Origin of the sequence: Nocardiopsis sp. NPDC049922 (assembly GCF_040660275.1) — a bacterium.
Taxonomy (GTDB): Bacteria; Actinomycetota; Actinomycetes; order Streptosporangiales; family Streptosporangiaceae; genus Nocardiopsis.
This window is the reverse complement of the sequence record NZ_JBFAME010000017.1, coordinates 72,651-98,530: the sequence shown is the minus strand read 5'-3', so window position 1 is coordinate 98,530 and position 25,880 is coordinate 72,651. Positions and strand designations below refer to the sequence as shown.

At 70.1% G+C, this 25,880-nt stretch carries 14 protein-coding genes and 2 pseudogenes; 8 read left to right on the top strand and 8 right to left on the bottom strand.

Annotated elements, in window-relative coordinates; all coding sequences use genetic code 11:
- Window positions 1-674: 674 nt before the first annotated feature.
- The 4 genes from AB0I72_RS24745 to brxD all read right to left on the bottom strand — a co-directional run bounded on the left by AB0I72_RS24745 (window position 675) and on the right by brxD (window position 6,429).
- The gene (locus AB0I72_RS24745; protein WP_358572705.1) at window positions 675-1,625 is read right to left on the bottom strand and encodes a mechanosensitive ion channel family protein; all 951 of its coding nucleotides are present in this window, start codon (window positions 1,623-1,625) and stop codon (window positions 675-677) included.
- A gap of 142 nt (window positions 1,626-1,767) precedes the next feature.
- On the bottom strand, window positions 1,768-3,288 hold the full coding sequence (locus AB0I72_RS24740; protein WP_358572703.1) for a hypothetical protein: 1,521 nt from the start codon (window positions 3,286-3,288) through the stop codon (window positions 1,768-1,770).
- Between the two features lie 43 nt (window positions 3,289-3,331).
- Window positions 3,332-5,494: a DEAD/DEAH box helicase gene (locus AB0I72_RS24735; RefSeq protein ID WP_358572701.1), complete on the bottom strand. Its 2,163-nt coding sequence runs from the start codon at window positions 5,492-5,494 to the stop codon at window positions 3,332-3,334.
- Window positions 5,491-6,429 (bottom strand): BREX system ATP-binding protein BrxD, encoded by a 939-nt coding sequence (gene brxD, locus AB0I72_RS24730; RefSeq protein ID WP_358572750.1) that lies wholly within the window; start codon window positions 6,427-6,429, stop codon window positions 5,491-5,493. Before brxD ends, AB0I72_RS24735 begins: the two co-directional genes overlap by 4 nt.
- 41 nt (window positions 6,430-6,470) lie before the next feature.
- Between brxD and AB0I72_RS24725 the strand changes: the two are divergent.
- From AB0I72_RS24725 to AB0I72_RS24710, 4 genes and pseudogenes are all read left to right on the top strand, one after another.
- Window positions 6,471-6,770, top strand: a pseudogene (locus AB0I72_RS24725) (ThiF family adenylyltransferase); the annotation flags it as partial.
- Window positions 6,767-7,264 carry an HIT family protein gene (locus AB0I72_RS24720; RefSeq protein WP_358572699.1) on the top strand — a complete coding sequence of 166 codons (498 nt, stop codon included), beginning with the start codon at window positions 6,767-6,769 and terminating at the stop codon, window positions 7,262-7,264. The pseudogene AB0I72_RS24725 and the gene AB0I72_RS24720, both read left to right, overlap by 4 nt.
- Window positions 7,265-7,613: 349 nt before the next feature.
- Window positions 7,614-8,651 carry a methyltransferase domain-containing protein gene (locus tag AB0I72_RS24715; protein WP_358572697.1) on the top strand — a complete coding sequence of 346 codons (1,038 nt, stop codon included), beginning with the start codon at window positions 7,614-7,616 and terminating at the stop codon, window positions 8,649-8,651.
- A gap of 114 nt (window positions 8,652-8,765) precedes the next feature.
- Window positions 8,766-9,065, top strand: coding sequence for an NIPSNAP family protein (locus AB0I72_RS24710; RefSeq protein WP_358572695.1), 300 nt, complete (start codon window positions 8,766-8,768; stop codon window positions 9,063-9,065).
- Between the two features lie 345 nt (window positions 9,066-9,410).
- Here the strand turns inward: AB0I72_RS24710 and pglW are convergent, their stop codons facing one another.
- Both pglW and AB0I72_RS24700 read right to left on the bottom strand, forming a co-directional pair.
- Window positions 9,411-13,682: a BREX system serine/threonine kinase PglW gene (pglW, locus tag AB0I72_RS24705; RefSeq protein WP_358572693.1), complete on the bottom strand. Its 4,272-nt coding sequence runs from the start codon at window positions 13,680-13,682 to the stop codon at window positions 9,411-9,413.
- Window positions 13,683-13,874: 192 nt separating this feature from the next.
- A complete protein-coding gene (locus tag AB0I72_RS24700) occupies window positions 13,875-14,078 on the bottom strand; it encodes a hypothetical protein (RefSeq protein WP_358572691.1) in 204 nt (67 codons plus the stop codon).
- Between the two features lie 249 nt (window positions 14,079-14,327).
- Between AB0I72_RS24700 and pglX the strand changes: the two genes are divergently transcribed.
- The gene (pglX, locus tag AB0I72_RS24695; RefSeq protein ID WP_358572689.1) at window positions 14,328-17,768 is read left to right on the top strand and encodes a BREX-2 system adenine-specific DNA-methyltransferase PglX; all 3,441 of its coding nucleotides are present in this window, start codon (window positions 14,328-14,330) and stop codon (window positions 17,766-17,768) included.
- Between the two features lie 156 nt (window positions 17,769-17,924).
- Here pglX and AB0I72_RS24690 read toward each other — a convergent pair.
- Together AB0I72_RS24690 and AB0I72_RS24685 are read right to left on the bottom strand one after the other, a co-directional pair.
- Window positions 17,925-18,014, bottom strand: a pseudogene (locus AB0I72_RS24690) (IS5/IS1182 family transposase); the annotation flags it as partial.
- Between the two features lie 23 nt (window positions 18,015-18,037).
- On the bottom strand, window positions 18,038-19,024 hold the full coding sequence (locus AB0I72_RS24685; RefSeq protein WP_358572687.1) for a sigma-70 family RNA polymerase sigma factor: 987 nt from the start codon (window positions 19,022-19,024) through the stop codon (window positions 18,038-18,040).
- A gap of 680 nt (window positions 19,025-19,704) precedes the next feature.
- On the opposite strand from AB0I72_RS24685, the gene AB0I72_RS24680 reads away from it, so the two are divergent.
- The 3 genes from AB0I72_RS24680 to AB0I72_RS24670 are packed head-to-tail and all read left to right on the top strand — an operon-like array spanning window position 19,705 to window position 25,879.
- The gene (locus tag AB0I72_RS24680) at window positions 19,705-22,908 is read left to right on the top strand and encodes a helicase-related protein (RefSeq protein ID WP_358572685.1); all 3,204 of its coding nucleotides are present in this window, start codon (window positions 19,705-19,707) and stop codon (window positions 22,906-22,908) included.
- Window positions 22,905-24,770: a DUF1998 domain-containing protein gene (locus tag AB0I72_RS24675; RefSeq protein WP_358572684.1), complete on the top strand. Its 1,866-nt coding sequence runs from the start codon at window positions 22,905-22,907 to the stop codon at window positions 24,768-24,770. Before AB0I72_RS24680 ends, AB0I72_RS24675 begins: the two co-directional genes overlap by 4 nt.
- Window positions 24,767-25,879: a hypothetical protein gene (locus tag AB0I72_RS24670; protein WP_358572682.1), complete on the top strand. Its 1,113-nt coding sequence runs from the start codon at window positions 24,767-24,769 to the stop codon at window positions 25,877-25,879. The genes AB0I72_RS24675 and AB0I72_RS24670 overlap by 4 nt, the downstream gene beginning before the upstream one ends.
- Window position 25,880: the final 1 nt, after the last annotated feature.

The following is a 25,880-nucleotide window of genomic DNA, read 5'->3' as shown; positions in this document are numbered from 1 at the left end:
ACCCCGGACGTGCCGGTCGGACCGCAGCGCCGGGAGACAGGGCCGAGAGGCGTGCCCGGCTCTTCCTCAGCCCCAGCGTGCCGGTCCCGGCCAGGACGTCGATGCCGCCGTCCCGGCCCGTCGGAGGCGTCGTGCAGTGGAACCCCTCGGCCGTCAGGACCGCCGCCACGAGGGCCTGTATCCGGTGACCGGCGAAGGTCTCGATCAGGTGGCTGCGGAGCTGGACCGTAGCCTGCTGCTCGATGTCGAAGGCCACGGCGGTGTCGTTGCGCTTGACCTGACAGACCGTGAGGAAGGCGCCGAGCGAGTACAGCAGCTCCTGCCGGACGGTGGAGCGGGGCACGTCGTCGCGCAGCCACTCGACCCGGCGTACGTGGCGGCATCCGGACTCGTTCGCCACCCGATACTCGTGCTCCCCCGTGACCCGGCCGACGGCGATCGCCGACCGGGTCTTGAGTGGAAGGACGAGGAGGTCACCCCGCTGGATACGGAACCGGAACGCCCAGAGCTGGGTCGCCAGGGTGCGCAGCCGGTTCTCCCGGTCCGCCGGGAAGGCGTGGGAGAGGAGCTGGAAGACGTCCTCCCGGGAGCCCGAGGAGGAGAGGTCGGGAACGCCCGAGAAGCTGTCGTGCGCGGCCATCGTGTCGCGCCCCTCGCCACGGGCGGGGACCCCGTCAGGCGGCGGTGCCGTCGTCGGTGCGCATCCAGACGGTGCGCTGGGGGAACGGGATGTCGATCCCCGCGGCGTCGAGGGATTCCTTGACACGACGGCGCAGTTCACGGGTCACGGCCCACTGTTCGAGCGGAACGGTCTTGACGGCGAGGCGCACGACGACGCCGTCCGCGTCCAGGGACTGCACGCCCCAGATCGACGGCTCCTCCAGGAGGAGGCTCTCGAACTCCGGGTCCTTGCGCATGTCCCGGCCGGTCTCCTCCAGGACGTTGTAGACCGTCTCCAGGTTGGACTCGTAGGAGACGGAGACGTCGAGGACGGCGCGGGCCCAGTCCTGGCTGTCGTTGCGCACCCGCTGGATCTCACCGTTGCGGATGTGCCACAGGCCGCCGTTGATGTCGCGGACCTGCGTGAGCCGCAGACCCACGTTCTCGACCGTGCCGACCGCCTCGCCGAGGTCGACGACGTCGCCGACGCCGTACTGGTCCTCGATCATGATGAGCATGCCGGCCAGGTAGTCGGCGACCAGGCTCTGGGCGCCGAAGCCGATCGCCAGGCCGACCACACCCGCGCTGGCCAGCAGGGGGCCGAGGGCGATGCCGATCTGGTCGAGGACCATCGCCAGGGCCGTCCCCGCGATGACGATGGTCGCGAAGCTGCTGAGCACCGAGCCGATGGTGCGGGCCCGTTGCTGGCGTCTCTCATTGGCCCGGGACGCGTCACGCTGGAGGACCGCGGGTCCTCGGCCGGATCGGTTCGGCGCGTTCTCCCTCTCGGAGGGCCGCAGGAGGCGTTCCACGAAGCGGGAGATCGCGCGTCTGGCCAAGGCTCGAACGACCAGCGCCCCGAGGACGATCAGGAGAATCCGCAGGGGGACGCCGACCAGCAGATCGAGGTTGTCCTGAAACCATCCGGGGACGGCGGCCGCCTGCTCCAGGGCTTGACTGTTCACGATGACGCTCCACTTTGCTGGATAGACGTGCGCGAAGATCGACGTAGAACGTACTTGCGGTTCTCCGTACAGGTCAAAGCCAGTGACCCCACGGAGACGAAACGGTGAGAACGGAGCGGCGCAGCGCCTTCGTCCAAGGAGTTCACTCGCCCAGGCTCTGCTCCATCTCCGTGAGCACATGGCTGGTGAACTCCTTGGGCAGAGCACGGGTGGCGTCCGTGTGGTGACGCAATCCCGCCGTCTGGTCCACTTCGGCACCGGGCATGTCGATCAACCAGCGAAGGGTTTCGTCGTCCAGACGATCGGGATCCGCGAGGTCCCGGAGCAGCGCCTGGACCCCGGCTTCCTGGTAGTCACCGGGCAGGGGGATGCCCTCGCTGACGGCATCCCTCACGATTCGCTCGCAGATCGCGCCCCAACGCCCCTGTCCCCACCAGTGCCGGGTGTAGCTGGTCGCGCCTCCCACGCTGAGCAGACGCAGAGTCGGTTCCGGGCCAAGGAGATCCTCGTCCATACGCTTCCAGAAGCGCAGCCGTTCGGACACCGTCCGCCGGACCTCCGGCCAGCCCTCTCCGAACAGTTCCGAGATCTTCCGCCCGTCCGGCAGTGCCCACTCGCTGTCCGTCAGCCGTCCTTCGATGGCCTCCCAGTCGGTTCCCTCCACCTCGTCGAGGTGGGGAAGGATCGCCTTGGTCACGGCGATGTTGACGCGTGCCATGAGGACGTCGTCGGGCAGGTGCCACTCCTCGACGGCGGTGTCATTGCGCCAGCACCATGAGGCGATACCGAGCGCCGCCGCGCTCGGAACACAGTCCGGCAAGACGTCTCGGCCGACGAAACAGCAGACGAACTGGTGATAGGTGGACATGCCCTCCTCCGCGTCCAGCCTGGCGCCGAGTTCTTCCACCGACAGTCCGCTGTAGGAAGCCGCTGGTTCGAAGATCCACCTCAGGTAGGCCATGGAGACGAGGTCGAAGGCGCTCACGGTACTGTCCTCCGAGGCCTTGACTCGCAGAGGATCCAGGAGGCCCAGTGCGCCGAGCCGTTCGGCGACCTCACGCTGAGCCTCTTCCGCACCCTGGCCGATGTCCACCGCCACGGTGTCGTCGAGCAACTCGACGAACTCGAAGGGAGGCTCTCCGACGCCTTCCGGGAACTCGTTGGAGGAGAATCGGATCTGGTGTGCCCACACGTCGTAGGTGACGGAGAGGACAGTGCCGGAACGAAGCAGGTGGGCCATGACACTGGGTCCGTGACCGGGCTCGTGGTACCCCTCCTGTAGGTGCTCCCAGAGCTCCCAGCCGCCCCCCAGCAGCGGCCCGACCAGAGTCTCGAGTTCCTCGAAGTACCTCTGCCACTCCTCGTCGGAGGGTTCGGAAGCCCCGTTGAGCGCGTCGACGGCGGCATGGACGCCCCGCCGGTACTCGGGTTCGCTCCAGTTCCCCAGGAGATCGAGGATTCTCCGGGAGTCCTCCTCCCGTTTCCTCCGGTCCGTCTCCTCAACGTGTTTCTGGAGTCGCCAGTACGCGTGCGCGACCGGATCCTCGGGTTCTCCGGCCGCGCGTCGTCGATCCAGCTCACGCAGGTCGGCGATGAGATCCGCCTTACGCGCGTAGACGGAACGTACGGGGCGGTCGTAGGCCAGTTTCCGCAGCTGGGCCAACGTCATCCGCTCATAGCCATCGGAGGGAGAGCCGGGGTAACCGTCACTGGACAATGAACCGGGTGCTTTCCGTGAGGAGGGTGTGTGCCCCGTCCACGTCGGCGAGGCGCGCGGACAGGGTGCGTTCGGCCAGGTGCTCGGGCAGGGCGGCGCTGAACTTGAGCCCGTCCAACGCGCGCGCCGACACCTCGGGCAGTGTGATCCGCTCCAGCGCCGCCTCCTTCACCGCCGCCCAGGTCCGTGGGTCCAGGTCGGGGTTCAGCCGTAGGCAGGCGTCATTGGGCTGCTGCTTGGGGTCGGCGGCGCTCCCCAGGCTGGCGATCAGGGTGAGGTTGGCCCGGGCACCGGCCCAGGTCCACCAGCGCAGGTCGCCGCCGCCGGACCGCACGATCACCGATCCCCCGGGGTGCACGAGGTCGATGTGCTCCTCACGCGCCTCGGCCAGGGCGTTGACCGCCCTGCGGGTGAGGCGGACGCGTGGATCGACCCCCAGGAGCACCTCGCGCACCGCGCGGGTGAGGTGGAAGAAGGAGCCCAGGTGACCGCCCGAGTCCCACTTGGCCTTACCTCCACCGCCCTCGACCGGTTCGACGAAGCACCGCTGCCGCCGCCAGTCCACCCAGGTGACCGCCCAGGTGCGTCCGGCCAACAGCAGTCGACGCGGTCCGGTCCGCTCCTCGTCGGACGCCAGCAGGGCGGGGTCCACCCGACCGATCTCGGCGCGCCCGTTCAGCGCGGTGAACTGCGGCGGCGCCGTGAAGACGCTGGTCAGCTCCATGAAGTGCCGGTGGCCGAAGCGCTTCTCGGCCTCGGGGCCGATCATCATCAACCCGCCGTCCAGGTCGATGAACCCCTCCCGGATCAGGTGGGCGGCGATCGGCTCGCCCTGGTGGAAGGGTTCGAGGTCGCCCCACCACTCGGGCCACAGCCGCGCGCCCACCTCGGGTTCCTGCAGGCACAGGGCCAGGAGCTGCTGGGCGACGATGTGGCGCGGTTCGGGGGTCGGGACGACGGGCTCCACCCAGTGCTGTCCCCACAGGTGCAGGAGTCCGGCGGCGTCCAGGAGTCCGGCCTTGTCGACGGCCAGGAACAGGCAGTTGCGCGTGCTGCCCCGGCGTCGCCCGGTACGACCGATGCGTTGGAGGAAGGAGGCGACGGTGCCGGGGGCGTTGATCTGGATGACCCGGTCCAGATCCCCGACGTCGATCCCCAACTCCAGGGTGCTGGTGGCGACGATGACGCAGTCGCGGGCCTCGCCGAAGGCCTGCTCGGCACGGCGGCGTTCGTCCAGGGAGAGGGAGGCGTGGGACAGGAAGGCGGTCACACCCAGCTGTCTCAGGGCGTGGCCGAGTTCCTCCACGTACTGGCGCGAGTCGCAGAACACCAGGCGCTTCTCCCCCCGGTGCAGGGAGGCGATGACCTTGGCGGCGTTGGTCAGGGAACCGACGTAGTCGAGTTCGACGTCACCGGGCGGAGGTTCGTCGGGCACGTGGCCGGGTCTGGGCAGGTGCACCCCGGGAGCGACCACCCTTCCCGGTCTCTTTCCCGCCGCCGAACCCTGGAGCCAGGTGAGCAGGTTTTCGGGGTTGCCCACGGTGGCGGACAGACCCACCCGCTGGATGGGGCGACCGGCCACCCGGCCGAGCCGTTCCAGCACGGCGAGCAGGTGCCATCCGCGGTCGTCCCCGGCGAAGGCGTGCACCTCGTCCACGACGATGGCGTGCAGGTTCCGGAAGAACTCCCGGTGGTCGACCTTGACGCTCACCAGCATGGACTCCAGGGACTCCGGGGTGGTGAGCAGGATGTCGGGCCGACGCCGCAGGATGCGCCGGCGCGCGGCCGTGGTGACGTCTCCGTGCCAGAGTTCGGCGGTGCGCCCCATCCACCCGGCGTAGGCCTGGACCCGTGGCAGCAGGTTGTTGAGCAGCGCCTTGATGGGGCACACGTACAGCAGCGACAGCCCGTCCCCCGAGCGTCCGGCCATGCTGGTGAGCAGCGGGAAGAGAGCCGCCTCGGTCTTGCCTCCGGCGGTGGGCGCGAGCAGGACGGCGTCGTCGCCGTCGATGAGCGGGGACAGGGCCTCGCGTTGGAGCGGCCGAAGCCCGGGCCAGCCGAGGGTGTTGACGACGTGGTGGGCGAGGGTGGGGTGGAGCAGGTCGAGGCTGCTCGGTCCTGGTCCCCCGGGGTCCTCGGGAGCGTCGCTCACAGGTCCAGTTCCACCTCGTCGGCGCTGGCGGCGCGCTGCACGTGGGACCCGCGTTCGACCTCGGTGAGTTCGTGTCCGCCGACGGTCAGGTGGTAGTGCGTTCGGGGGTCGAAGTCGGGGTTCTGGTCGACCCGGTCCATCACGTCCACGAGTTTGCGCAGGAACAGCCGGGGCGCGATGCCGACCCGGCCGCCCAACTCCCCGGCGACGGCTTCGGCGAACCCGAGCAGGTAGCCGTCGTCGACCCTGTCGCGCACCCGCTGCGGGGCGTCGGCGCCGTCGGCGTACAGCTCCCGGACGGCCACGCCCAGCTCGTGCAGCTTGGCCAGGTCGAAGCCGGTCAGGCGGATCTGACTGGCGTAGAGGTTGTCGTGGGCCGGGTCCGGCAGGAAGTCGGTGTGCAGGCGCTGGGCCAGGGGCGCCAGGCGCTGGACCCCCTGAGGGCCGTCGAAGAAGGCGGGGGTACCGGTGATGACGAGGTACAGGCCGGGGAACTGCCTGTTGGCGATCTCGTCCAGGAGCTGGCGCAGCGCGTTGAGCCCCTTCTCCCGGGTGTCGGTGCGGGCGCGCTGGAGGGTCTCCAGTTCGTCCAGGACCACGAGGAGCCCTGGGTGCCCGCAGTCGCGCAGGAGCACGAGCAGCCCCTTGAGCGCGGCCAGGGCGCCGAAGTGGTCGAGGTCGCCCTTGATCCCGGCGTAGCGTTTGGCGGCGGACGCGACGTTGGGCTGCCCGCCGAGCCAGGCGATGAGCGCCTCGGCGATGGCGTGTTCCCCCTCGGACTGGGCCCGGTGGTAGCCGCGCAGGGCCGCGGCGAACCCGGGGTTGGCTGCGGCGACCTCGGACAGCCGCCGCTCCAGCAGCTCCAGGACGGCGGCGTCGAGCGCCTCCTCGTCGTCCTCGGCCACCTCGCCGGTGGCCAGGACGTCCTCCTCCAGGGCGTAGACCCAGTTGTCGACGATCTCGCGCAGGGCGCTGGTGGGACTGTCGTACGCTCACCGCCCGACCACCCACCGACGAGCCAGAGCTGCGCGAGCTGATCACACGCATCAACGATCGCTACCAGGCGCCGTCCAACGGCCCGGTCAACATGCTCGCCTCGTCTCTGGCGGCACTGGACGTTCTACGACACCTGGGCGGGTTCGGTGAACCCGCGTCCCTGAACCGGCGTATGGGCGTGTGGACACATGAGCTGGCCCTTGATGAGCAACCCGTCGAACGCTCCCCCGACTGCCCCACCTGCGCCGGCGTCCGACCCGCCGTGCACCGACTTCGATGAGTCCGTTGAACACCGCACCTTCCACCCCTGCCTGTGTCTTCTGCCGCATCGTGAGCGGGAACGCGCCCGCGCACCGGATCTGGGAGGACGCCTCACACTTGGCCTTCCTGTCGATCTTCCCCAACACGGAGGGGTTCTCCGTGGTCATCCCCAAGGCCCACCGCACCAGCTACGTGGTGGATCTGGAACCCAAGGAATACGCGGCCCTGCACCTGGCTGCCCGCGAAGTCGCCCGCCTCCTGGATGCCACCTTTCCCGACGTGGCGCGCACCGGGATCATGTACGAGGGCTACGGGGTCGACCACGCCCACGCCAAGCTCTTCCCCATGCACGGAACCACCGGCAACGCGGGTGAGGACTGGCGGGAGGTGGTCTGGCCCGTCGACGGCTACTTCGACCGCTACCAGGGCTACCTGTCCTCCCACGACCACGAGCGCGCCGACGACACCTGGCTGGCGGGGCTCGCGGAGCGCATCAGAAACGCGGACCGCTGACACCCCCCGGGGGCACATACGCCGCAGGGGTGGTGCGGACGAACTTCGTCCGCACCACCCCGTGTCATGTCGGTCCTCGGCGTCGTCAGTTGTTGCCGTCGTCGTTCATCTCGGCCTCCTCACGTCGAAGGTGGTCGTGTGCGCGAAGACCATGAGCGGACCCGGGGTGCTCCAAGGCCTCGAAACTCATCAAAGCCCTTCGCCGGACCCCTGCCAACGGCATTGCTCGACATTGCTTCCGACGCCGTGCGGCCGACGCCCACCCGAGCCTTCGGGTGTATCGAGGCCGACAGAGCCCTGGCTCCCCATGTCGAAGAGAAGAACACTACGACCAAGGATGAGGAAACCGATGGCCACAAACCGTATCCAGGACGCCCTGGCCTCCGTGCCGGAGGAGTACTACACCCACCGTGAGGACGGTGGCCTCGTCCGGCAGAGCAGTTCGGCCGAGGCGATCACCGCCGGGCTGGAGCGCCTGGACGTGCGCCCGGGGATGCGGGTGCTGGAGATCGGCACCGGGTCCGGTTTCTCCGGGGCCCTGCTGGGCGCGCTCGTGGGTGAGGGCGGTTCGGTGGTCTCCGTGGACGTGGTGGACGACCTGGTCGTACGGGCACGGGACCTGCACGCCCGGCGGGGCGCCGACAACATCCGTGTCGTCACCGGTGACGGGGCCAGGGGCGCACCCGCCCACGCCCCCTACGACCGGATCGTGGCCTGGGCCAGCAGCGACCTGCTGCACCGGGCCTGGGCCGACCAGTGCGTGCCGGGCGCGGCGCTGGTCGTCCCGGTCACGATCGCCCCGCTTCCCCGGGCCAACGCGATCGTGCGCGCCCACCGCGCACGCGACGGACGGTTGGCAGCCGAGCGGCTGTGGCCGGGCGGGTACGTGGAGATGCACCCCGAGGAACTCACCCAGTGGCTGGTGCCGCCGCGCGGCGTGCACGCACAGACCGCCGACGAGGAAGGGAACCCGTGGTGGGTCAGCGGCACATGGATCACCGGGGAGGACGCCGCCGCAAGGGCGCGGTCACTGGTGGACGCCTTGGCCGTCGGCGCTCGATTGGAGGGCGGGGCGCCGCTCGGCCCGGAGGAACCGGCCGCCGACTTCCACGCCTACCTGTACGCGACCGCCCCCGAAGGGCTGAGCATGTTCGGTCTGGGCGCACGCGGCTGGGCCCCGGGGCACGCCTCCGCGGGAGGCGCCGCCGCGATGCTGGGTGACGGCCGGCTGCTCAGCACCGGGGACACCACCTCCGGGCAGGAGGTACGGCGGTGGGTCCACCAGTGGCGACAGGCCGATCGACCCAGCGCCGGCGCGCTGTCCCCGGTCCTGGAAGAGGCACGCGACGGCTGGCTCGTGCGCGCCCGTGTACGCACCCGCCGCTGAGGCGAACAGAGCCACATCCGCCACACGCTTCGCGCTCTTGGCCGTCCCTCACATCCTTGACGGGAACACTCAGGGCGACCGAAGCCGCGCCGACCACCCAGGAAGGGCAGCACCGTGCCCGCCACCACACAGGTACGCACCTACACTGTCCGCGCTGGTCTGCTCGACGAGTGGGTCCAGCGCTGGAAGGAGGAGATCGTCCCCCTGCGCCTGAAGTTCGGCTTCTCCCTCGGGGGTGCCTGGATCGACCGCGAACGCCGCCACTTCATCTGGGAGATCTCCTACGACGGCCCCGAGACCTTCGCTGAGCGCAACCGCCAGTACTGGGACTCCCCAGAACGCGAGGCCATGGACCTGGACCCGAAGGACTACCTGGTCTCCACCGACGTCCGCGAGGTCACCCGGGTCTACTGACCCGGGCCCTCTTCCTCACCGACCGCGAGCAGGTGCGTGCGGCGCTCCTCCCGGGTCAGCGCCCGGTAGGTGCGCCGACGCGCCACACGCGTCAACTCCTCCACAGGCATGTCCGCGTCCCCCACCCCTACGGTGCCGTCCGCGGACCCCGACGCGACCGTCCGGGACCCGCCGCTCCACACGACGCTGAGGACACGGTCGCGGTGGACACCGACGGTCAGCGGTTCACTCTCGCCCTTAACGTCCCACATTCGGTTCCCCCCGGTCCCCGCCCGTCTCCAGGTCCCACAGCCGTGCGCACTGGCCGGCTCCTCCTCGAACGAACTCAGACCCGGTTGGCCGGGCTCAGCCCGCCAACGCCGCCTCGGGCGCGGAGAACCCCCTGGGCAGCAGCACCTGCTCGGACTCGCCGATGATGCCCGCGGAGCGACCGTCCAGTGCGGCGACGGCCTGCGGTCCGCGCATCGGGCACAGCAGCCACAGTCCGTACGGGCTGCGGTTCGCCTCGCGGGCCTCCTGGACGAGGCTGCCCAGCAGGGCGCGACCCGGCTCGTAGCGCGCCAGCGGGGTCGCCCGGTGGAGCAGCACCACCCCGTCACCGGTGGGCGCGTCGGCCCCGGCGGCGCGTACCCGGTCCCCCAGGCGGCGGAACACCTCGGCGAGCATCCGGTTGAACGGCTCGGGGCGACTGTTGTCGGCCTCGCTCAGGATGTCCCAGTTCAGGGCGCTTCCCATGCCGTCCATGACCTCGTCGACGACGTGGACGAACTCGGAAGAGACGTCGAAGGGCACCACACCGGGCATCCGCTCCAACGCGTGGGCCGCTCGCTCGGTGTCGGGCATCCACGTCTTGACCGCCCGGTAGCCGCCCCTCGCCACGGCCTGCGCCAGGCGGTTCCACGTCTCGACGGAGGCGGCGTCGACCAGGTTCGGCTCGTGCTGTCCGGTGTGCGTGGAGGGCTGGTAGGTGGTGACCTCCGGCTCCAGGTACCAGCACACGGTGCCGCCGACCGGAGCCTCCTGGAGTTTGGGGTGCCGCCGCTTGAGCAGCGCCCGCAGCTGCTTTTCGCCGGGCCTGGGCAGCGCCGGGAACCGCGACAGGACCCGGTCCTGGATCTGCTCCGGGGTGATTCCGGGCTTGCCCAGGTAGCCGACGGCCTGGGTGATCCGCAGGGCCCGCTCCAGGTCCAGGTCGGCCGGGTACAGCTCCAGGCGCGGAGTCGCCTCGGCGTTGCTCGAAGCGGCCGCCGCGATCTGCACCAGAGCGGTGTCGGTGAACGGTTCCATTCCCTCGGGGGCGTCGACTCCGCGCAGCGCCTCCCTGACCGCGGTGGGGCTGGGCAGAAGGTCGGCGTCGCCGAGGGAGACGAGCTCGTCGGCGCGCAGCCCGAGCAGTTCGGCGTAGTCGAACAGGTCGCCCTCGACCGGCACGCGGGGGTCGTCGTCGATCACCTGCGCGGCCAGCACCCTGCGGTCGTACCGGCGGACCACGAACCGCTGCTCGACGCGCTGCTCCTCGTACTCGGCGACCACGCGCACGGCGGCCAGGGCGTAGACCGACCGTTCGTCGCCCTCCAGGGACGAGCCGCGCAGGCTCAGGAGTTCGGCGGCGATCTGTCCGACCTCGCGCACCCGGCCGTTGCGGGACAGGATGTCCACGACGTCGTCGCGGACCGATCCCAGCAGGGAGGCGTTCTTGCTCCAGTAGGTGTGCGCCTGTCGCAGGCTCTCGTCCACCAGGGAGCGGGGGATCCCCAGCGAGCGGGCGACCTCGCGTCGGGTGGGCCACCAGTGTTTGCGGCCCTTGCGCCCCTCCGGGATGCCGACCAGCTCCCGCACCACGCGCACCCACTGCCGATTGGCGTCGGTGGTGGTCGGCAGGAACTGGCGGATCACCTGGTCCAGGACGGCGTTGCGCTTGACGTCGTCCCCGGCGCCGGTCGGCAGCTTGGCCCGGGTCGCGACCGCGTACTCGGCCACGTCCAGGCGCCGACGCCACTCGGAGGCCCTCTTGCGCAGCTCGTTGCGGACGGCCAGGGGGACACCGCGCATGTGGGTGATCTCCCGGACCGGCTTGCTGAGCAGGTCGCCGACCTTGTCGCAACGCAGGAGGCGCTGGGCCGCGTCCAGCACCAACGGTGTGAGACCGGCCAGGTGCAGGGGTGTGTCCAGCGTGGCGCTCTCCGCGTTGCGCAGCCGGGTCCCCTCGTCCTCCTCGACCTGGTCGGTGACGGAGCCGGAGCGGAAGGCGGACTCCCAGGCGTCACGCATGTCGGCCAGCGAACCGAAGCGCTGCCGATGGTCCCGGTGCAGCGCCCGGTGGAAGAACGTCACCAGGGCGGAGCGGCTCTGCTTGGGGAGGGACTCCTCGGCCAGGCGGGGAACCACGACGTCGTCGCCGAGGAACTCCGGGCCCACACCGTCGTCGTCCCAGACCGGGAGTTCTCCGGTGGCCATCTCGTGCAGGGTGACGGCGACCGCGTAGCGCTCGGCCGCGTCGTCGTAGGGGCGGTCCTGCCCCAGGAAGGGGTCGAGGTAGCCGCGGGTGCCGGCGGTGACGCTCTCCACGGGCGCCTTGGACAGGGAGAAGTCGAACAGCACCAGGGCCCTGCCCTGTTTGCGGGTCTCCCGGACCCCGAGGTTGGCGGGTTTGATGTCGCGGTGGAAGACCTCGTGCTCCTCCAGGTGCTCGACCGCGTCGAACAGGTACCGGCCGAAGCGCAGCAGCTCGCCGGGGCCCAGGGCTCCCTGCCGGGACAGGTAGTCGGCGAGGGTGCTCTCCCCCGCGCGTTCCAAGGGCAGGATGGTGCGCTCACCGATCTCCAGCACACCGGACTCGTTCCCGTCGCCCGTGGCAGCCAGCGCCACGATCCTGGTGCTCCCGGCGACGGTCCGCAGGGTCTCGGCCTCGGCGCGCAGGGCCTTGGCGGCGGTCTCCTGGTTGAGGGCGACCTTGTAGACGACCTCCTCCGACCGACCGTCGCGCCCCATGAGCAGAGCACGGGCGGTCGCCCCCTTGCCCAGGACCTCGCGGACCTTCCAGCCCTGGACGACCTCGTCCCCGCGGCGGGCGTCGAGGGGGTCGGTGATGGTCTCGGGCAGGGTGAGGTACTCCTCGACCTGGTCGAGCATGCGCAGGAAGGTCTGCACGTTGGCCAACCGGTCGTTGGGAGAGCGCCGGGTGGACTCGCGGACGAGCGTGTCGAGTTGGGGCACGACGTCGTCGCTGATCGCCGCCGGGGTCAGGCAGCCGTGCTCCTGGATCTGCCCGCTCAGCTCGCTGCGGTCCCGGCCCGGGGGGCGGCCGGTGAAGATCAGGTAGGTGAGCGCCCCGAGGCCGAAGATGTCCTGGGGGGCTGCACGGCCCGTGTAGTCGGGGAACTCCGGGGCGAGGTAGGCCTCGGCGGCCTTCTCGATGTGCGCGGCGAACGCACGCCCGCCCAGTACCTCCTCCAGGTGGGAGGTGGCCGCGCCCGAGGTGGTGTGGCGGGTGTGGCCGCCGCTGCGCAGCCGCAGGCTCTCCCGGGAGGCGACCTGCCAGTCGGCGATGTACAGACGCGGGTAGGCGCCGTCCATCTCCACCCACACGCTGCGGGCGGCCAGGGCGCGGTGGTAGAGGCGGTTGCGGTGGGCGTGGTTGACCGCCTCGGCGAGCTGGCGGACCATCTCCATCCGCGTGTCGACGTCCAGCCCGTCTCCGTGCTCGGCCATGAAGTGGTCCAGGCGCTGCCAGGAGGAGTGGTGCCGGAAGACGACCGCGGGTCCGAGGTCCTTGCTCGACTCCTCGATGACTCCGAAGTACTCGGCCTTGACGATGCCCTCGTGCGAGATGCCCTCCAGGGACATGTACTCGCGTTTGGCGGCGCGCTCGACCGACCGGCGTTCGTCCTCGCTGTCGGTCTCGCCGTAGTGGTAGAGGCGCACCCGGCTGGTGCCGCCCAACCGCTGGTGCCTGGCCTCGTAGTCGGTCCAGGTGGGCCCGCTGTCGAAGGACCGCTTCTCCAGGGTGTACTCCCCCAGGGTCAGCGCCCGGTCCATGGGCATGACCCCGATCGTCTCCATGAGTCGGGAGACGTTCTTGAGGAAGCCGGGGTCGACCTGGCTCTGCGGGGCGCCGAGGAGCCCGCTCCAGATGCCCGGCAGGGAAGTCTGGTGCTCCAGCCCCTCGCGGCCGTAGACCTTGGCCTTCTGCACCTCGTCGAAGTCGCAGCGCAGGCCCTCGTCGGAGAGGAACACACCGGCCTCGATGAAGGGGACCCTCACTCCGCGCAGGCCGAGTTTGTCGACCGCCCACTGCAGGCGGCTCTTGAGCTCCTTGGCCTTCAGGTCGGTCAGATGCAGCGGGTTGGTGATGGTTCTGCGGTGCCCGTTGGTGAAGATCCACTCGCTGCCGTGGTTGGCAGCCCGGCCCTGGTGGCTCTTGATCTCGACGAGGAAGACCCCTCGGGGGGTGACGGCGAACAGGTCGCACTCGCGGATGCGCTGGTTGCGGGCGGTGAAGGTGAACCCGGCCCAGGCCCGGTAGGGCTCCCGGTCGGGGAAGTGCGCGCGGACGTGTTCGAGGGCGGACTGCTCCCAGGGGAACTCCGAGGGCTTCCCCCACCATCGGTTCGCCATCCGGCCTCCGCCTCCCCGACTCCATACGCACTCGACCGCCCCCAGCATAGGACTCCCGTAGGAAGGGCGGTTCAGCCGTGGTGTCGGGGGACCGGCCACGGCTCCGACCCACCACGGCCGCTCCCGACAGTCGCCGTACCGGGTCGTGTCCGGGTTCCGGGGCACGGCGACCCCGGAACCGGGTCAAGGGGTTCACCCGAGTGCGGTGAAGACGAAGGCGGCCACGGCGGTGGCAGCGCCCAGGGTGGCGAGCGTCGCGGTTCCGGCCGCGCCCAGAGCCGCGGACCAGGGCTTGCCCCCCTCACGGGTCACGAACGCGGCGGCCAGGGCGGCAACGAGGGCGAGAAGCACGATGACGAACAGGAAGACCAGCACCGCGACGAGGTCAATGGACATGGGGTGGTAGCACCTTTCGTGGGGACCATCACGGAGAGTGAGGACTTGGGACGCATCGCAGCCCGCACGGACGGGGACACGGCACCGACGCGGGAGCACTGCGTCCACAGTAGCGACTCTTCTCAGCACTCACAAGGAATTACCGCACCCACGGATTGCATTAGACTGCCCCCAGGGGGAGCCGCGACTGTCCCCAGAGCCCAGAAACTGCTTTGAACAGGAAAGACTCCACGACAGAGAAGGCAGGGCATGTCCCACCCCTCGTTGCTGAGTGAGCTCCACTCCCTCGTGTTCACCCATCTCGATCGCCCCCGGGGCTCGGCGCCCATGCCCTCGGCCACATGGCGCCAGACCGAACACGCCATGGTCATGTGGACCCTCGCCACCGCTTTCGTCACTTTCTGTGAAGACAACGGCCTTGTCGCCGACCGGTCGCTCAGCCGGGCGGACGTCCCGGACCCCGCTTCCCAGGCGGACCCCTTCCACACGATCGAACTGGCCATCGACCGCGTGGTCCAGACACACCCCGTCCTGGGCGCCGCCTTCCGGCACGACATCGGACCGTGGTGGACGCACCGCCCCGACCCCGACTTCGCGCGTCAGCTGGTCTCGTACTGGCGCGGCTCCGACCGTGCGTCCCTCCGAGAGCCGTCCCCGCCGGACACCGGGAGCGGGGACGGAGAACCGGGCACCGCGGTCTTCGGTCGGCTGTACCAGGATGCCTCGGAGAACTCGCGCAAGACCGACGCGCTACTCGTCACTCCGAGCTTCGTCATCGACCTGATCCTGGAGCAGACCCTGGAGCCCGCGCTTCGGGAGTCGGGGTCCATCACCGAACACGGGTTCCGCCTCATCGATCCGGCGTGCGGCTCCGGCGGATTCCTCCTGAAGGCGTTGCCCCTGGTCCTGGAGCGCATTCGCGCGGAGAAGCCCGAACTCCCCCTGGGCGAAGCGGTCGGTCTGGCTCTCACCTGTGTCCACGGAGCCGACCGCAACCCCTTCGCGGTCATGGTCAGCCGCTTCCGTCTGGCAGTCGAAGCCCTCCGGCTGGCCCAAGGGGCAGAGCCCCCGACGGAGGAGGACTGGCCGATCCTCGTGGTCGAGGCGGACTCACTCCTGGAGGGCCGCGACGCCCCAGAGGAGCACGGCCTGTTCCCGGGCCTCCCCCAGGCGCCGACCTCCTGGCCGTCATCGGCCAGGACCGCGGACGTTCTGGGGCGCTCCTCCTACGACGTCGTGGTCACGAACCCGCCGTACCTCACGCCCAAGGACAAGCAGCAGGCCAAGGGCTACCGCGGTGCTTACCCCAGCGCCAGTTCCGGGGCCTTCGCCCTGACCGTGCCCTTCACGGAGCGAGCCTTCTCCCTCGCCCGCCGGGGAGGCCACGTCGGCCTTCTGCTGGCGAACTCCTTCACCAAACGGGAGTTCGGCAGAACCCTGGTCGAGGAGTTCCTCCCCACCGTGAAGGTCGACCAGATCATCGACACCTCCGGGGCCTACATTCCAGGGCACGGCACGCCCACGCTCATCCTCACCGGCCGCAGCCAACCACCCGAGCCGGAATCGCGGGTAACCGTGGTCAGCGGTCTGCGCGGCGAGCCCTCCGTTCCCGCCGACCCCGGTCAGGGCGAGGTGTGGGTCTCGATCCGGGAGCGTCTGGCCGATGTTCCCAGCAAAGACCAATGGACGGTGTCCCAGCACCGCCTTCTCACGGAGTACCACGAGCACCCGTGGAACCTCGCCGCTCCGGATGCCGAGGCGGTCTTCCGATCACTGAACACGGCCCGAAGGCTGTGCGATCAGGTAGACCGCATCGGCTACGTCGCCAGCACCGGAGCCGACGACCTCTTCGCCTCCTCCCCTGCGTCGCTGCGCCGCTGGGGTGCCGAGCCGGAGGCGATCATCGACCTCGTCACCGGCTCCGAAGTTCGTGACTGGCAGGTCTGGAGTGATCGGGTGGCCTTCTTCCCGCGCCGCCGACAGGCTCCCTCCGAAGTCGTGAGCATCCAGGATTTCCCAGGTCACCTGCGGCGGCTCTGGCCCTACCGGAGTCACCTGAAGAACCGTCTGCGCTCCGAGGGAAAGTCCTGGTACGACTGGCACCAGTTGACGGTCAGCGTCGATGTCTCTCCGTGGTCGATCATCTTCCCCTGGGTGGCGACCCACCCCCACTTCTCCCTCAGACGGGACCCCGACGCCCCGCTGAACTCGGCCCCCGTCATCGAGCTTCCCCCGTCCGTGACTCAGGACCAGGTTCTGGGCCTTCTCGGGGTACTCAACAGCTCCGCCGCGTGCTTCTGGTTCAAGCAGGTCAGCAACGCCAAGGGCAATCCCCGCGACGGTCAGCTCAGGTCCGGCGACACCTGGGACAGCATCTACGAGTTCACCGCGACCCGGATGCGCGACCTTCCCCTCCCCGAACTGAGCGAGACCGATCTCCCCCGTGAACTCGACGCCCTGGCACACCGCCTGCTGGAACTGCGAGCAGAGGTCGGTGACGCCGAGTCCACGCCCACACGCGATCGGATCGACGAACTCGGCGGGCAGTGGAGGGCCGCCCTCAGCCGCATGGTGATGCTTCAGGAGGAGCTGGACTGGCGGGTCTACGAGGCCTACGGGATCGTCCCCCACGGAGTCCTCACGCGCGTGTCCTCCGAGGCGATGCCCGACGGTATCGACGTCGGGCATCGTGCCTTCGAGATCGTTCTGGCCTCCGATATGGCGGCGGGGGTCGAGGAGAGCGAGTGGTTCCACCGGCACGCGACGACCCCGGTGACCGAACCGCCCGACCACTGGAGCACGGACTACCGGCGCGCGGTGTCACACCGGATGGCGGCCATCAACAGCGACTCCGCCCTGAGCGTCCTGGAGCGGCCCGATTTCAAGCACCGTTGGACCACCCCCTCATGGGAACAGGTGTGGCGTCCCGCCGTCGTCTCCTGGTTGCTGGACCGGTGTGAGCGCAGGGAACTGTGGTATGCGCGGGAGGCGAACGGCACCGAGCGGCCCGTCAGCCGTACCCTGTCCGAGTTGGTCGGGCTTCTCGAACGTGATCCGGGCGTCGTCTCCGCCGTGGAGGCCCTCGAACCGGGAGCGACACCCCGAACGGTGCTACCGGACCTGTTGCAAGCGGAGCACGTTCCCTCCGCCGCCGCACTGCGCTACAAATCGTCGGGGCTGCGCAAGCACGCGGAGTGGACACGTCTGTGGGAGTCCCAGTGGCGAGGGAGCCATGGACTCCCGGTCCCGCCGAAGTTCGTGTCGGCTGACTTCCTGCGCCCTTCGTACTGGGCCAACCGCGGCAAGTTCGACCTGCCCAACGAGCGGTTCGTCTCCTACACACCCAGTACCTCACCCATGCTCTCCCCGACCAGTGTGCTCGGATGGGCCGGATGGGACGCCTACGAACGGGCGTGGGTACTGGTGAACATCATCGACGACCACCTGGCACCGCCCACGGCCACGACCGAAAGCGTCATCCCTCTGCTCGCGGGCCTGGCCGAGGTGCTGCCCTGGGTGGACCGGGTCGGAGCGGGGATCGGCCCCGTTCACGCCCCCCCTGACTCGTCATGGCCGCGCAGGCGTTTCGAGGGGTTCCTGGAGCGGTTGGGCCTGTCGGAGGAGACGGTGACAACATGGGCTCCTCCCCCGCCTCGCCGGGGCCGCCCGCCGAAACGGGCCCGGTCTTGAGCGTGCGTTGGAGTGTCCTCGTCGGTGCGGTCCGCGTAGACCACGCCCATGCCCCGTTGCCGAGTCTGTCGAGGTTCTCGATCTCTCCGATCCGCCAGGGGTCGAGGCTGACCCTGCGAGGGCCTTGTCGTTCTTCAGCAGCGCGCCCGCAGATCCCGTAGTCCACAGCGGCCAACCGTCCGGTCCGGACAGGACTTGGGCGTTACCGCCCTGGTGCTCGCCCGAACACCAAAGATCAGCGCCGTCGCCGCCGTGCCTGCGGCCGGAGTTCATCCGGTGGCCCCCGGCTCGTGTGACCTCCTCTTGCGCCGCCTCTTCTTGCCCTTCCTGCCTGCCTCGGCCTGTCCCGCTCCGCCCGTGTGGACCTCGCGCAGGGTCCGCAGGGCCTTCTTCTCGATCTGACGGATGCGTTCGCGGGTGACCCCGAAATGCTCCCCGATCGCGTCGAGGGTCTGCTTATCCCCCGTGGTCCATCCCATGCGCCGTTCGATGACCTCGCGCTCGCGGTGGCCGGTCAGGCAGGAGAGCAGGTTTCGGACCTCCCGGCACCGCTCGTCCTCCATGACCTGGACCTCTGGGGAGGGCAGGGCACGGTTCTCGTCCTCACCCACCAGGGTGAGCAGGGTGGTGTCCCCCCTCACCTGACGGTCCAGGGAGTCGGTCCGGTAGGTGAGGCGGCGGACCTGGTCGACCTCGTCGACCGTCAGACCGCTGTGCACCGCCACGTCCGCCTGACCGGTGCGCCTGCCCCGGGCGGCCAGCTCACGCTCAGCCACCGCGACCTTGGCCGCCTTCTCATGGAAGTGCACCGGAAGGCGGATCAGGGCCCCTTCGTCGGCGATGGCGCGTGTGATGGCCTGGCGGATCCACCAGGTGGCGTAGGTGGAGAACTTGTTGCCCTGTCCGCCGTCGAACTTGACGGCCGCGCGCATCAGGCCCCGCATGCCGTGCTGTGCCAGGTCCTCGTAGTCCAGCCCCTGTCCGCCGAACTTGCCTGCCAGGCTGTAGACGAGCCTCTGGTTGTGCAGCACCATCGCCTCATAGGCCAGGCGGCGCTCGTCGGCCGGTTCCAGCGCTGCGAGCTCGGCTTCCGTGAGGGGCGAGCCGAGGGACTGTCCGCCCCTCATCAGGGCCGCCAGGCCCACCTCCGCCTGTGCGCTGAGGATGCGCTGCTCCGGACGCCGCTTCTCCCGGTCCTCGGCCAGGACCCGGCGGGCCTCCGCGACGACCGTGCTCAGCTCGGTGGTCTCCCGCACCGTTCTCACACGAGCGGCCGCGTCTGCCGGTTCCGAGTTGTGCGGGGCATCCGTTTCGTGTTCCCGGGGGCCGGACTCGGGCGCCGATCCCGCCTCGGGTTCCACACCTTCCCCGGTATTCGAATGAGCGATCGATATACCCGCCTCGCGCAGGCAGTTCGTGAAATCGTCGAGTTCGCTCTCGCCGAGTCCGCACATACGGACGACACCGTCGAACACCGCGGCGGAGATCGACCCGGCGGCAACATAGCGCCGCGCCAGACGCACGACCGCAGCCATTCGGGGATCGCGGATGCGCCGCGGATCCGCTGCCGCGAGCCCCCCGGCAGGCTGGGGACTTTCGACCCTGGACACCTTCTCCGGAGCTGCTACACGGATCCCCAGACCGGGGAGTGCCGCCTCCACCCGACTGCGGACTTCCTCACCGAGCCCCAATTCTTCGCACACATTTTCGAATTTATCGCGAGTCATCACACCGTTCTCCGCGTTGGCCCGAATTCTCGCGAGCACAGCGTTCACCAGGCCGTGGCGAGCGGACTCCGACATCGGAGAGGGGGAGAAGTTCGGCATGTATCGGATAATGTCACCAACCCCTGACAGAATACTTTCCCGCACCAGGAGAGAACGGATCACCGCCCGGGCCCCAGAACCCGGCGGCCCCGAACCAGAACAGGCCCCCGATGTGTGACCGCTCCACCAAGCAGGACGCTGCCGAAGCCCGCGACCTGCTCGTGTCCGCCCTCCGGCTCCAGCTCGTCGGCCCGGCCGACGGAGAGCACGAAGTGCTGTCCGTCCCCCCGGACCGCCGCTACCTCATGGGCACGCTGTATCCGCAGGAGGCCGACCTGCATTCGCACCTTCTCTCCGCGGGCGAGGAGGAGACCGGTGACGGCAACGAGCCCGCCACCGAGGAGAACGCCTTCGCGGAGGACCCCACCTCCGACGCCAACGCCTGGCTGCCCTCGTCACTGGGGCTGTCGCTGTTCACCGACGCTCCCGCCCTGGCCATCACCTGCCGAGGAGCCCGCTATGCGACCGGGCGGGACGACGGAACACGGCGGTGGTCCCGTATCCCCCTCGACGAGGAGACGGTCGAAGCCGCGGAGAGCGGCGACATCCCGATCCACGGAGGCCGCGCCCTGCTCCGGGTCCGCCGACGCCCCTACGCCGGTGCGTGGCTGGTGACGGTCGCGCTCGTCAATGCGGCCGTCGCAGAACCACCGGACTCCGCGGGAAGAAACGGCCACCGGCCGCCGCGTACCGACTGGGACCGGATGCTCTTCCAGTCCTCCTTTACCGTGGAGCCCCGTGACGGCGCCTTCCTGGAATACCCCGGTGTCCTGCTCACCAGCCGCGACCCGGAGGAAGAGGAGCTGCGCCTGCAGTACCGGCACGTGCGGACGTTCACCGTCGGCCACGGCTGCTCGGTCACCGAGGAGCGGTCGGACTCCGTACCGGAGGACGGCCCGCCCGACCGGGTCGGCACCGAGGTCATGCCGACCGAGGAGGTCCTGCGGGTCCGGCACGCCGGCCCGACCGACGCGCGTGCGCTGAAACTCTCCTTCCTCAGCGATGCCTCCCTTCCCCCGACCGATCTCGCCCGGGAGCTGTCCGGGTTCGTCGACGGCTACCGGAACTGGTACGACGAGCGCGTCCTGGAGGCCGCCACCGCGGTCCCCCGGTGGGGGCGGGCAGCCGCCGAGCGCGTCCTGACCCGCATCCGCACGGTCATCGACCGCATGGAGGCCGGGGCGCGCCTGGTGTGCGAGGACCCTGCGGCACTGGCGGCCTTTCGGACCGCCAACCAGGCGATGGCCCTGCAGATGCGCCGTGGCTCGGCCGACCTGGCGGGGACCCCGCGCACACGCCACGACCCGCTGCCCCAGGAGACCGCGCCCGATGACGCATACGCGTGGCGGCCCTTCCAACTCGGCTTCTTCCTGCTGTGCGTCGGCGGCCTGATCGATCCCGCACACCCCGACCGCGAGAGCGCCGACGTCATCTGGTTCCCCACCGGAGGCGGCAAGACCGAGGCCTACCTGCTGCTGTCCTGTTTCGAGATGGTCCTGCGGCGGCTGCGGCACGGCTCTTCCGGGGGCGGCACAGCCGTGCTCAGCCGCTACACCCTCAGCCTGCTCACCACCCAGCAGTTCCAACGCGCGGGAACCACGGTGTGCGCTCTCGAGTACCTGCGACTGCGCCCGGGGGAACGCTCCTGCTCCGGGCTCGACCTCGGCACCGAGCGGTTCTCCATCGGCCTGTGGGTGGGCGAGGCCACCACGCCCAACACCTACGACAGGGCCCACGAACTCGCCGAACGGCAGCGCGAGGCGGCCCAGCCGACCGATGCCTTCATCCTGGACCGGTGCCCGTGGTGCGGCACCCGGATCATGCCCGGGAACAAGTCGGCGGACCCGGGCGACTACGGGGTGCGGACCTCGCCGTCGTCGTTCTCCTTCTTCTGCCCGCGCGAGGAGTGCGACTTCCATGACGAACTCCCCGTACGCGTGGTCGACGCCCACCTGTACGATGACCCTCCCTCGTTCCTGCTCGGAACCGTGGACAAGTTCGCCCGCCTGGCCTGGGAGGCCAGGGCCGGACGGCTGTTCGGCGGCGGTGGCCGACTGCGGCCGTCCCTGGTCATCCAGGACGAACTGCACCTGCTCACCGGCCCGCTCGGCACCACGGTCGGCCTGTACGAGTCCGCGATCCTGCGGTTGTGCTCCTGGGACGGAGTGCCACCCAAGGTGGTGGCGTCCACAGCGACGATCCGCCGCTCCGGTGAACAGGTCCGCCGCATGTACGGCCGCGACGTCCAGCTCTTCCCCCCGCCAGGCCTGGACGCACGCCACTCCTACTTCTCCGAACCCGACGAGTGCTCCGCGGGCCGCCTCTACGTGGGCGTCATGGCCCAGGGGCACACGGCCGGCCGCGCCACCGTGGCCACGGCGGCCGCCCTGCTGCACGAGGCGGCCCGGCTACCCGAGGAACACCTCGACGACTACTGGACGCTGGTCGCCTACCACCACAGCCTCAGGGAGCTCGGCCGGACCCTGACCTCGGCCCGGGACGACATCCCCGCGCAACTCATCGGGATGGGCGGGGACGGGAAGGGGACACGGGAGCTCCCCGAACCGTCGGTCCAGGAGCTCACGAGCAACCTGGACCGCGAGGAACAGCCGCGCCTGCTGGTCCGCTTGAAGGAAGGACACCCCTCCCCGTCCGCGGTGTCCCTCCTCGCCTGCACCAACATGCTCTCCGTCGGCGTCGACGTCGGCCGGCTCGCGCTCATGCTGATGCTCGGCCAGCCCAAGGCCGCAGCCGAGTACATCCAGGCGACCAGCCGGGTGGGGCGCCACCGCGTCCCCGGGCTGATCCTGGCCTTCTTCAACGCCACCAAACCGCGGGACCGCTCACACTACGAGACCTTCGGAGTGTTCCACCGGTCGCTGTACCGGCACGTCGAGCCGTCCAGTGTGACCCCCTGGTCGATCCCCTCCCGCAAACGCGCCCTGCACGCCGCTCTGGTGATCCTCCTCCGGCACGGGCACGGGTGGTCGGGTGAGGACCAGGCGTCCCGTGTCCTCGACGATCCCGGGGCCGTCTCCGATGCCGTCGGACGGCTGGTGGCGTGGGTGGAGCAGGCCGACCCCGCCGCCGCGTCCGACGTGGCCGCCGAGTTGAAGGAACTCGTCGACGACTGGCGGGACGAGGCCGTCGCGGCGCGTCAGGCGCGGGCCGCCCTCTACTGGAGCGGACAGGGGCGGTCGACACGGCACATCCTGAAGAACTTCGACCGCAGGAACGGCCTGTGGGAGACCCTGCACTCGGTCCGCTCCGTGGACCGCGAGTGCCAGATCACCGTGAAGGGGGCTCGGGGATGACCCGGAAGCTACGCGTCCGCCAGGCTCAGACCATCGTGCCGTTCGGAGTCGGTGCCATCGTCGAGACCCGGGGCGAGTCGTTCGTGTCCGCCGACATCTCCCGCTGGCCCGCCACCAGCCCCTGGGTCGACTCCCCCAGACTCGCGGAGCGGTTGAAGGTCACGGGGTTTCGGGCCCTGCCCCCGGCGGCCAACGACTTCTTCGACGCCCCCGACGCCGACGGAGCGCCCTGTGTCCGTTTCCCCGCCTGGCTCTTCTGCGGGTCCTGCCGCCGGATGAGGCAGTGGGGGGTGGCGGACGAACAGCCGGGGGCCGCACCGCTGTGCCCGGCCTGCCCCACCCCGCAGGTGCTCGCACCGATGCGGTTCGTCCAGATCTGCTCGGAGGGGCACATGGACGACGTGGACTGGTGGTGGTGGGCCCACAGCCGACCCGGCACACCCGTGTGCGAACGCTCCCGGAGGCGGCTGTCCTTCCTGGTCGACCGCTCCTCCATCGGACTGGAGGCCCTGTCCGTCCACTGCCGCGCGTGCGACGCCTCACGGGACCTGCTCGCCCTGCTGGACCGGGGCCGCATCCGTTGCGCCGGCCGCCACCCCTGGCAGGACCTCGGGCAGAAGGTCCCTTGTGAGGAACAGGCCCGCATCGTGCAGCGCAACGCGGGCAACGTCTACTACCCGGTCACGATCTCAGCGCTGGACATCCCCGGTCCCGGCGGCCCGGGCACCGATCAGGTGGGGTCTCAGGCCGCCTCCCGCATCCGGGAGGACCCGATGTGGCCGGGCCTGTGCCGTCTCCAAGGCACAGGACGGGAGGCTGCGGTCATCGGGATGATCTGCGACGCCAACGAGGGCGTCACCCCCGAGGACGTGGCGGCCCTGCTTCGCCTTGAGACCGGCGGTGATCCGGTTCCGGATGTGCCCGCCCCGGGCACGACCGCCTCACCGGCCACAGACCTGAGCTGGGACGAGTGGTCGGCGCTGAACACCGACGCGGCGGTGCACCAGCGCAACTTCGCGGTCCGTCCCATCCCCTTCGTCCCGTCGGCGCAGATGTCCGAGGCCGAACGGATGCTGCGGGAGTGTGTCGAACGGGTCGTGGTCGCCGACCGGCTGCGCGAGGTCCGTGCCCTGCGCGGGTTCTGCCGTGTGCAGCCGTCCCCGAAGGGCATGGTCGGGGCCGACCCCACGGGCCGACGGGGCTGGCTGCCGGCGGTCGAGGTCTTCGGTGAAGGGGTCTTCCTGTCCTTCTCCGAGCAGGAGATCACCCGTTGGGAGTCGCACACGGGGGTGCGCGAGCGTGTGGCGGACCTGGAGCGCGACCTGGACGCCGCCTTCCAGAAGGACCGGCTCATCGGTACGGTCGGCGGCAGGCTGCTGCCGCGGCTGCCGTTGCTGCACACCTTCGCCCACCTGTTGATCCGCCAACTCTCCTTCGAGAGCGGTTACGGGATCTCCTCTCTGCGCGAGCGGGTGTACGCGCGCCCCGGTGAGCACGGACACCAGGCCGGGGTCCTCGTCTACACGGCCGCCGGTGACGCCGAGGGCACCCTGGGCGGTCTCGCCCACCAGGGCTCCTCCGAACGGTTGGCGGAGACCCTGCTCAGGCTCCTGGAGTCCGGGGCGTGGTGCTCGGCCGATCCGCTGTGCGCGGAGCACGGTGCCCGCGGGTTCGCCAACCTCAACCGGGCGGCCTGCCATGCCTGTGCCCTGCTTCCGGAGACCAGTTGCGAAGCGGGCAACGCCCTGCTGGACCGGGTTCTGCTCATCGGCGGCCCCGGAGTTCCCGGGTTCTTCGAGCCGGTGATCGAATCCGCTCGCGGCCAGGCGGCCCGTATCACCCGCGGGGAGGAGGCACCGTGACCACTGTGGTGGCCGGATCCGGAGTCCTGAGGTACCTGGACCTGTCCAGCGGACAGCAGCGGGTGCTGGATGACCTGCCGTTCGACGGCAACCACCTGGTGAGCGGTCCTCCGGGGTCAGGAAAGAGCGTGATCGCGGTGCACCGCGCGGCGATGCTCGCCCTCACCGGTGCACCGGCCACCCTGCTGTGCCGGTCCAACCTGCTGCGACAGCACGTGGCACCGGCGACCGCTGAACTGGGACCGGACGTGAAGGTGGCGACCGTCCACTCCTGGCTGGGGTCCTGGTACAAGCGCGCCGTGGGTGGGCGACCGCCCACCCACACGCCCGGAGGGTTCGACATCGACTGGCCCGCGCTGCTCACCGAGGCGATGGGGGCCGGGGAGCTCCCCTCCCCCGGAGCGTTGGTGGTCGACGAGGGTCAGGACCTTCCGGTGGGGTTCTACCGCCTGTGCCGCCTGGCGGGAGCGCGGGTGACCGTTCTGGCCGACGAGTACCAGACCATCACCGAGTCCAGGAGCACCGCCGACGAGATCCGAAGGGTCCTGGCCGCCGAAGAGGTCCGCCTGGCGGAGAACCACCGCACCACCCGGCCGATCGCCGACCTGGCCGAGCACTTCCGCCTGGGAGGGGCCGACCCCCTTCTACCGGAGCGGGACGGGCCTCTCCCGGTCATGGCCAGGTATCGGGCGTTCGGCGAGCTCACGACCGAGCTGCGCGAACACGTCCGCAGCCATCCGAACCGCACGATCGGTGTGGTCGTCCGGTACCGCGAACTCCAGCTGCGGCTGCTGGAGGTGTTCGAACGGGCCAAGGTCCCCGTACAGGCCTATGTCGGCGCAGGGCAAGGCCGGTACCGAGACATCGATGCGGACCGGCCCGGTGTGCACCTGGTGACCCGCGCCAGTGTGAAGGGACTGGAGTTCGACACGGTCTTCGTCCCCGACTGCCATCGCGACACCGCCGATCCGGCGGACCCCGACCAGACGATGATGTATTACGTCCTGGCCACGAGGGCCCGGCACGAGTTGCGGCTGGGGTTCGCGGGCGACCGCCCTCCCGCGCACCTGGACGCTGTGCCCCGTGACCTGTACCGGCCCCGGCCGTAGC

Excerpts from the sequence above, each read along its gene's own strand:
- AB0I72_RS24675 (WP_358572684.1), top strand. The coding sequence starts at position 22,905 with ATGACCCGGAAGCTACGCGTCCGCCAGGCTCAGACCATCGTGCCGTTC.
- AB0I72_RS24680 (WP_358572685.1), top strand. The coding sequence starts at position 19,705 with ATGTGTGACCGCTCCACCAAGCAGGACGCTGCCGAAGCCCGCGACCTG.
- AB0I72_RS24715 (WP_358572697.1), top strand. The coding sequence starts at position 7,614 with ATGGCCACAAACCGTATCCAGGACGCCCTGGCCTCCGTGCCGGAGGAG.
- AB0I72_RS24720 (WP_358572699.1), top strand. The coding sequence starts at position 6,767 with ATGAGTCCGTTGAACACCGCACCTTCCACCCCTGCCTGTGTCTTCTGC.
- pglW (WP_358572693.1), bottom strand. The coding sequence starts at position 13,682 with ATGGCGAACCGATGGTGGGGGAAGCCCTCGGAGTTCCCCTGGGAGCAG.
- pglX (WP_358572689.1), top strand. The coding sequence starts at position 14,328 with ATGTCCCACCCCTCGTTGCTGAGTGAGCTCCACTCCCTCGTGTTCACC.
- AB0I72_RS24700 (WP_358572691.1), bottom strand. The coding sequence starts at position 14,078 with ATGTCCATTGACCTCGTCGCGGTGCTGGTCTTCCTGTTCGTCATCGTG.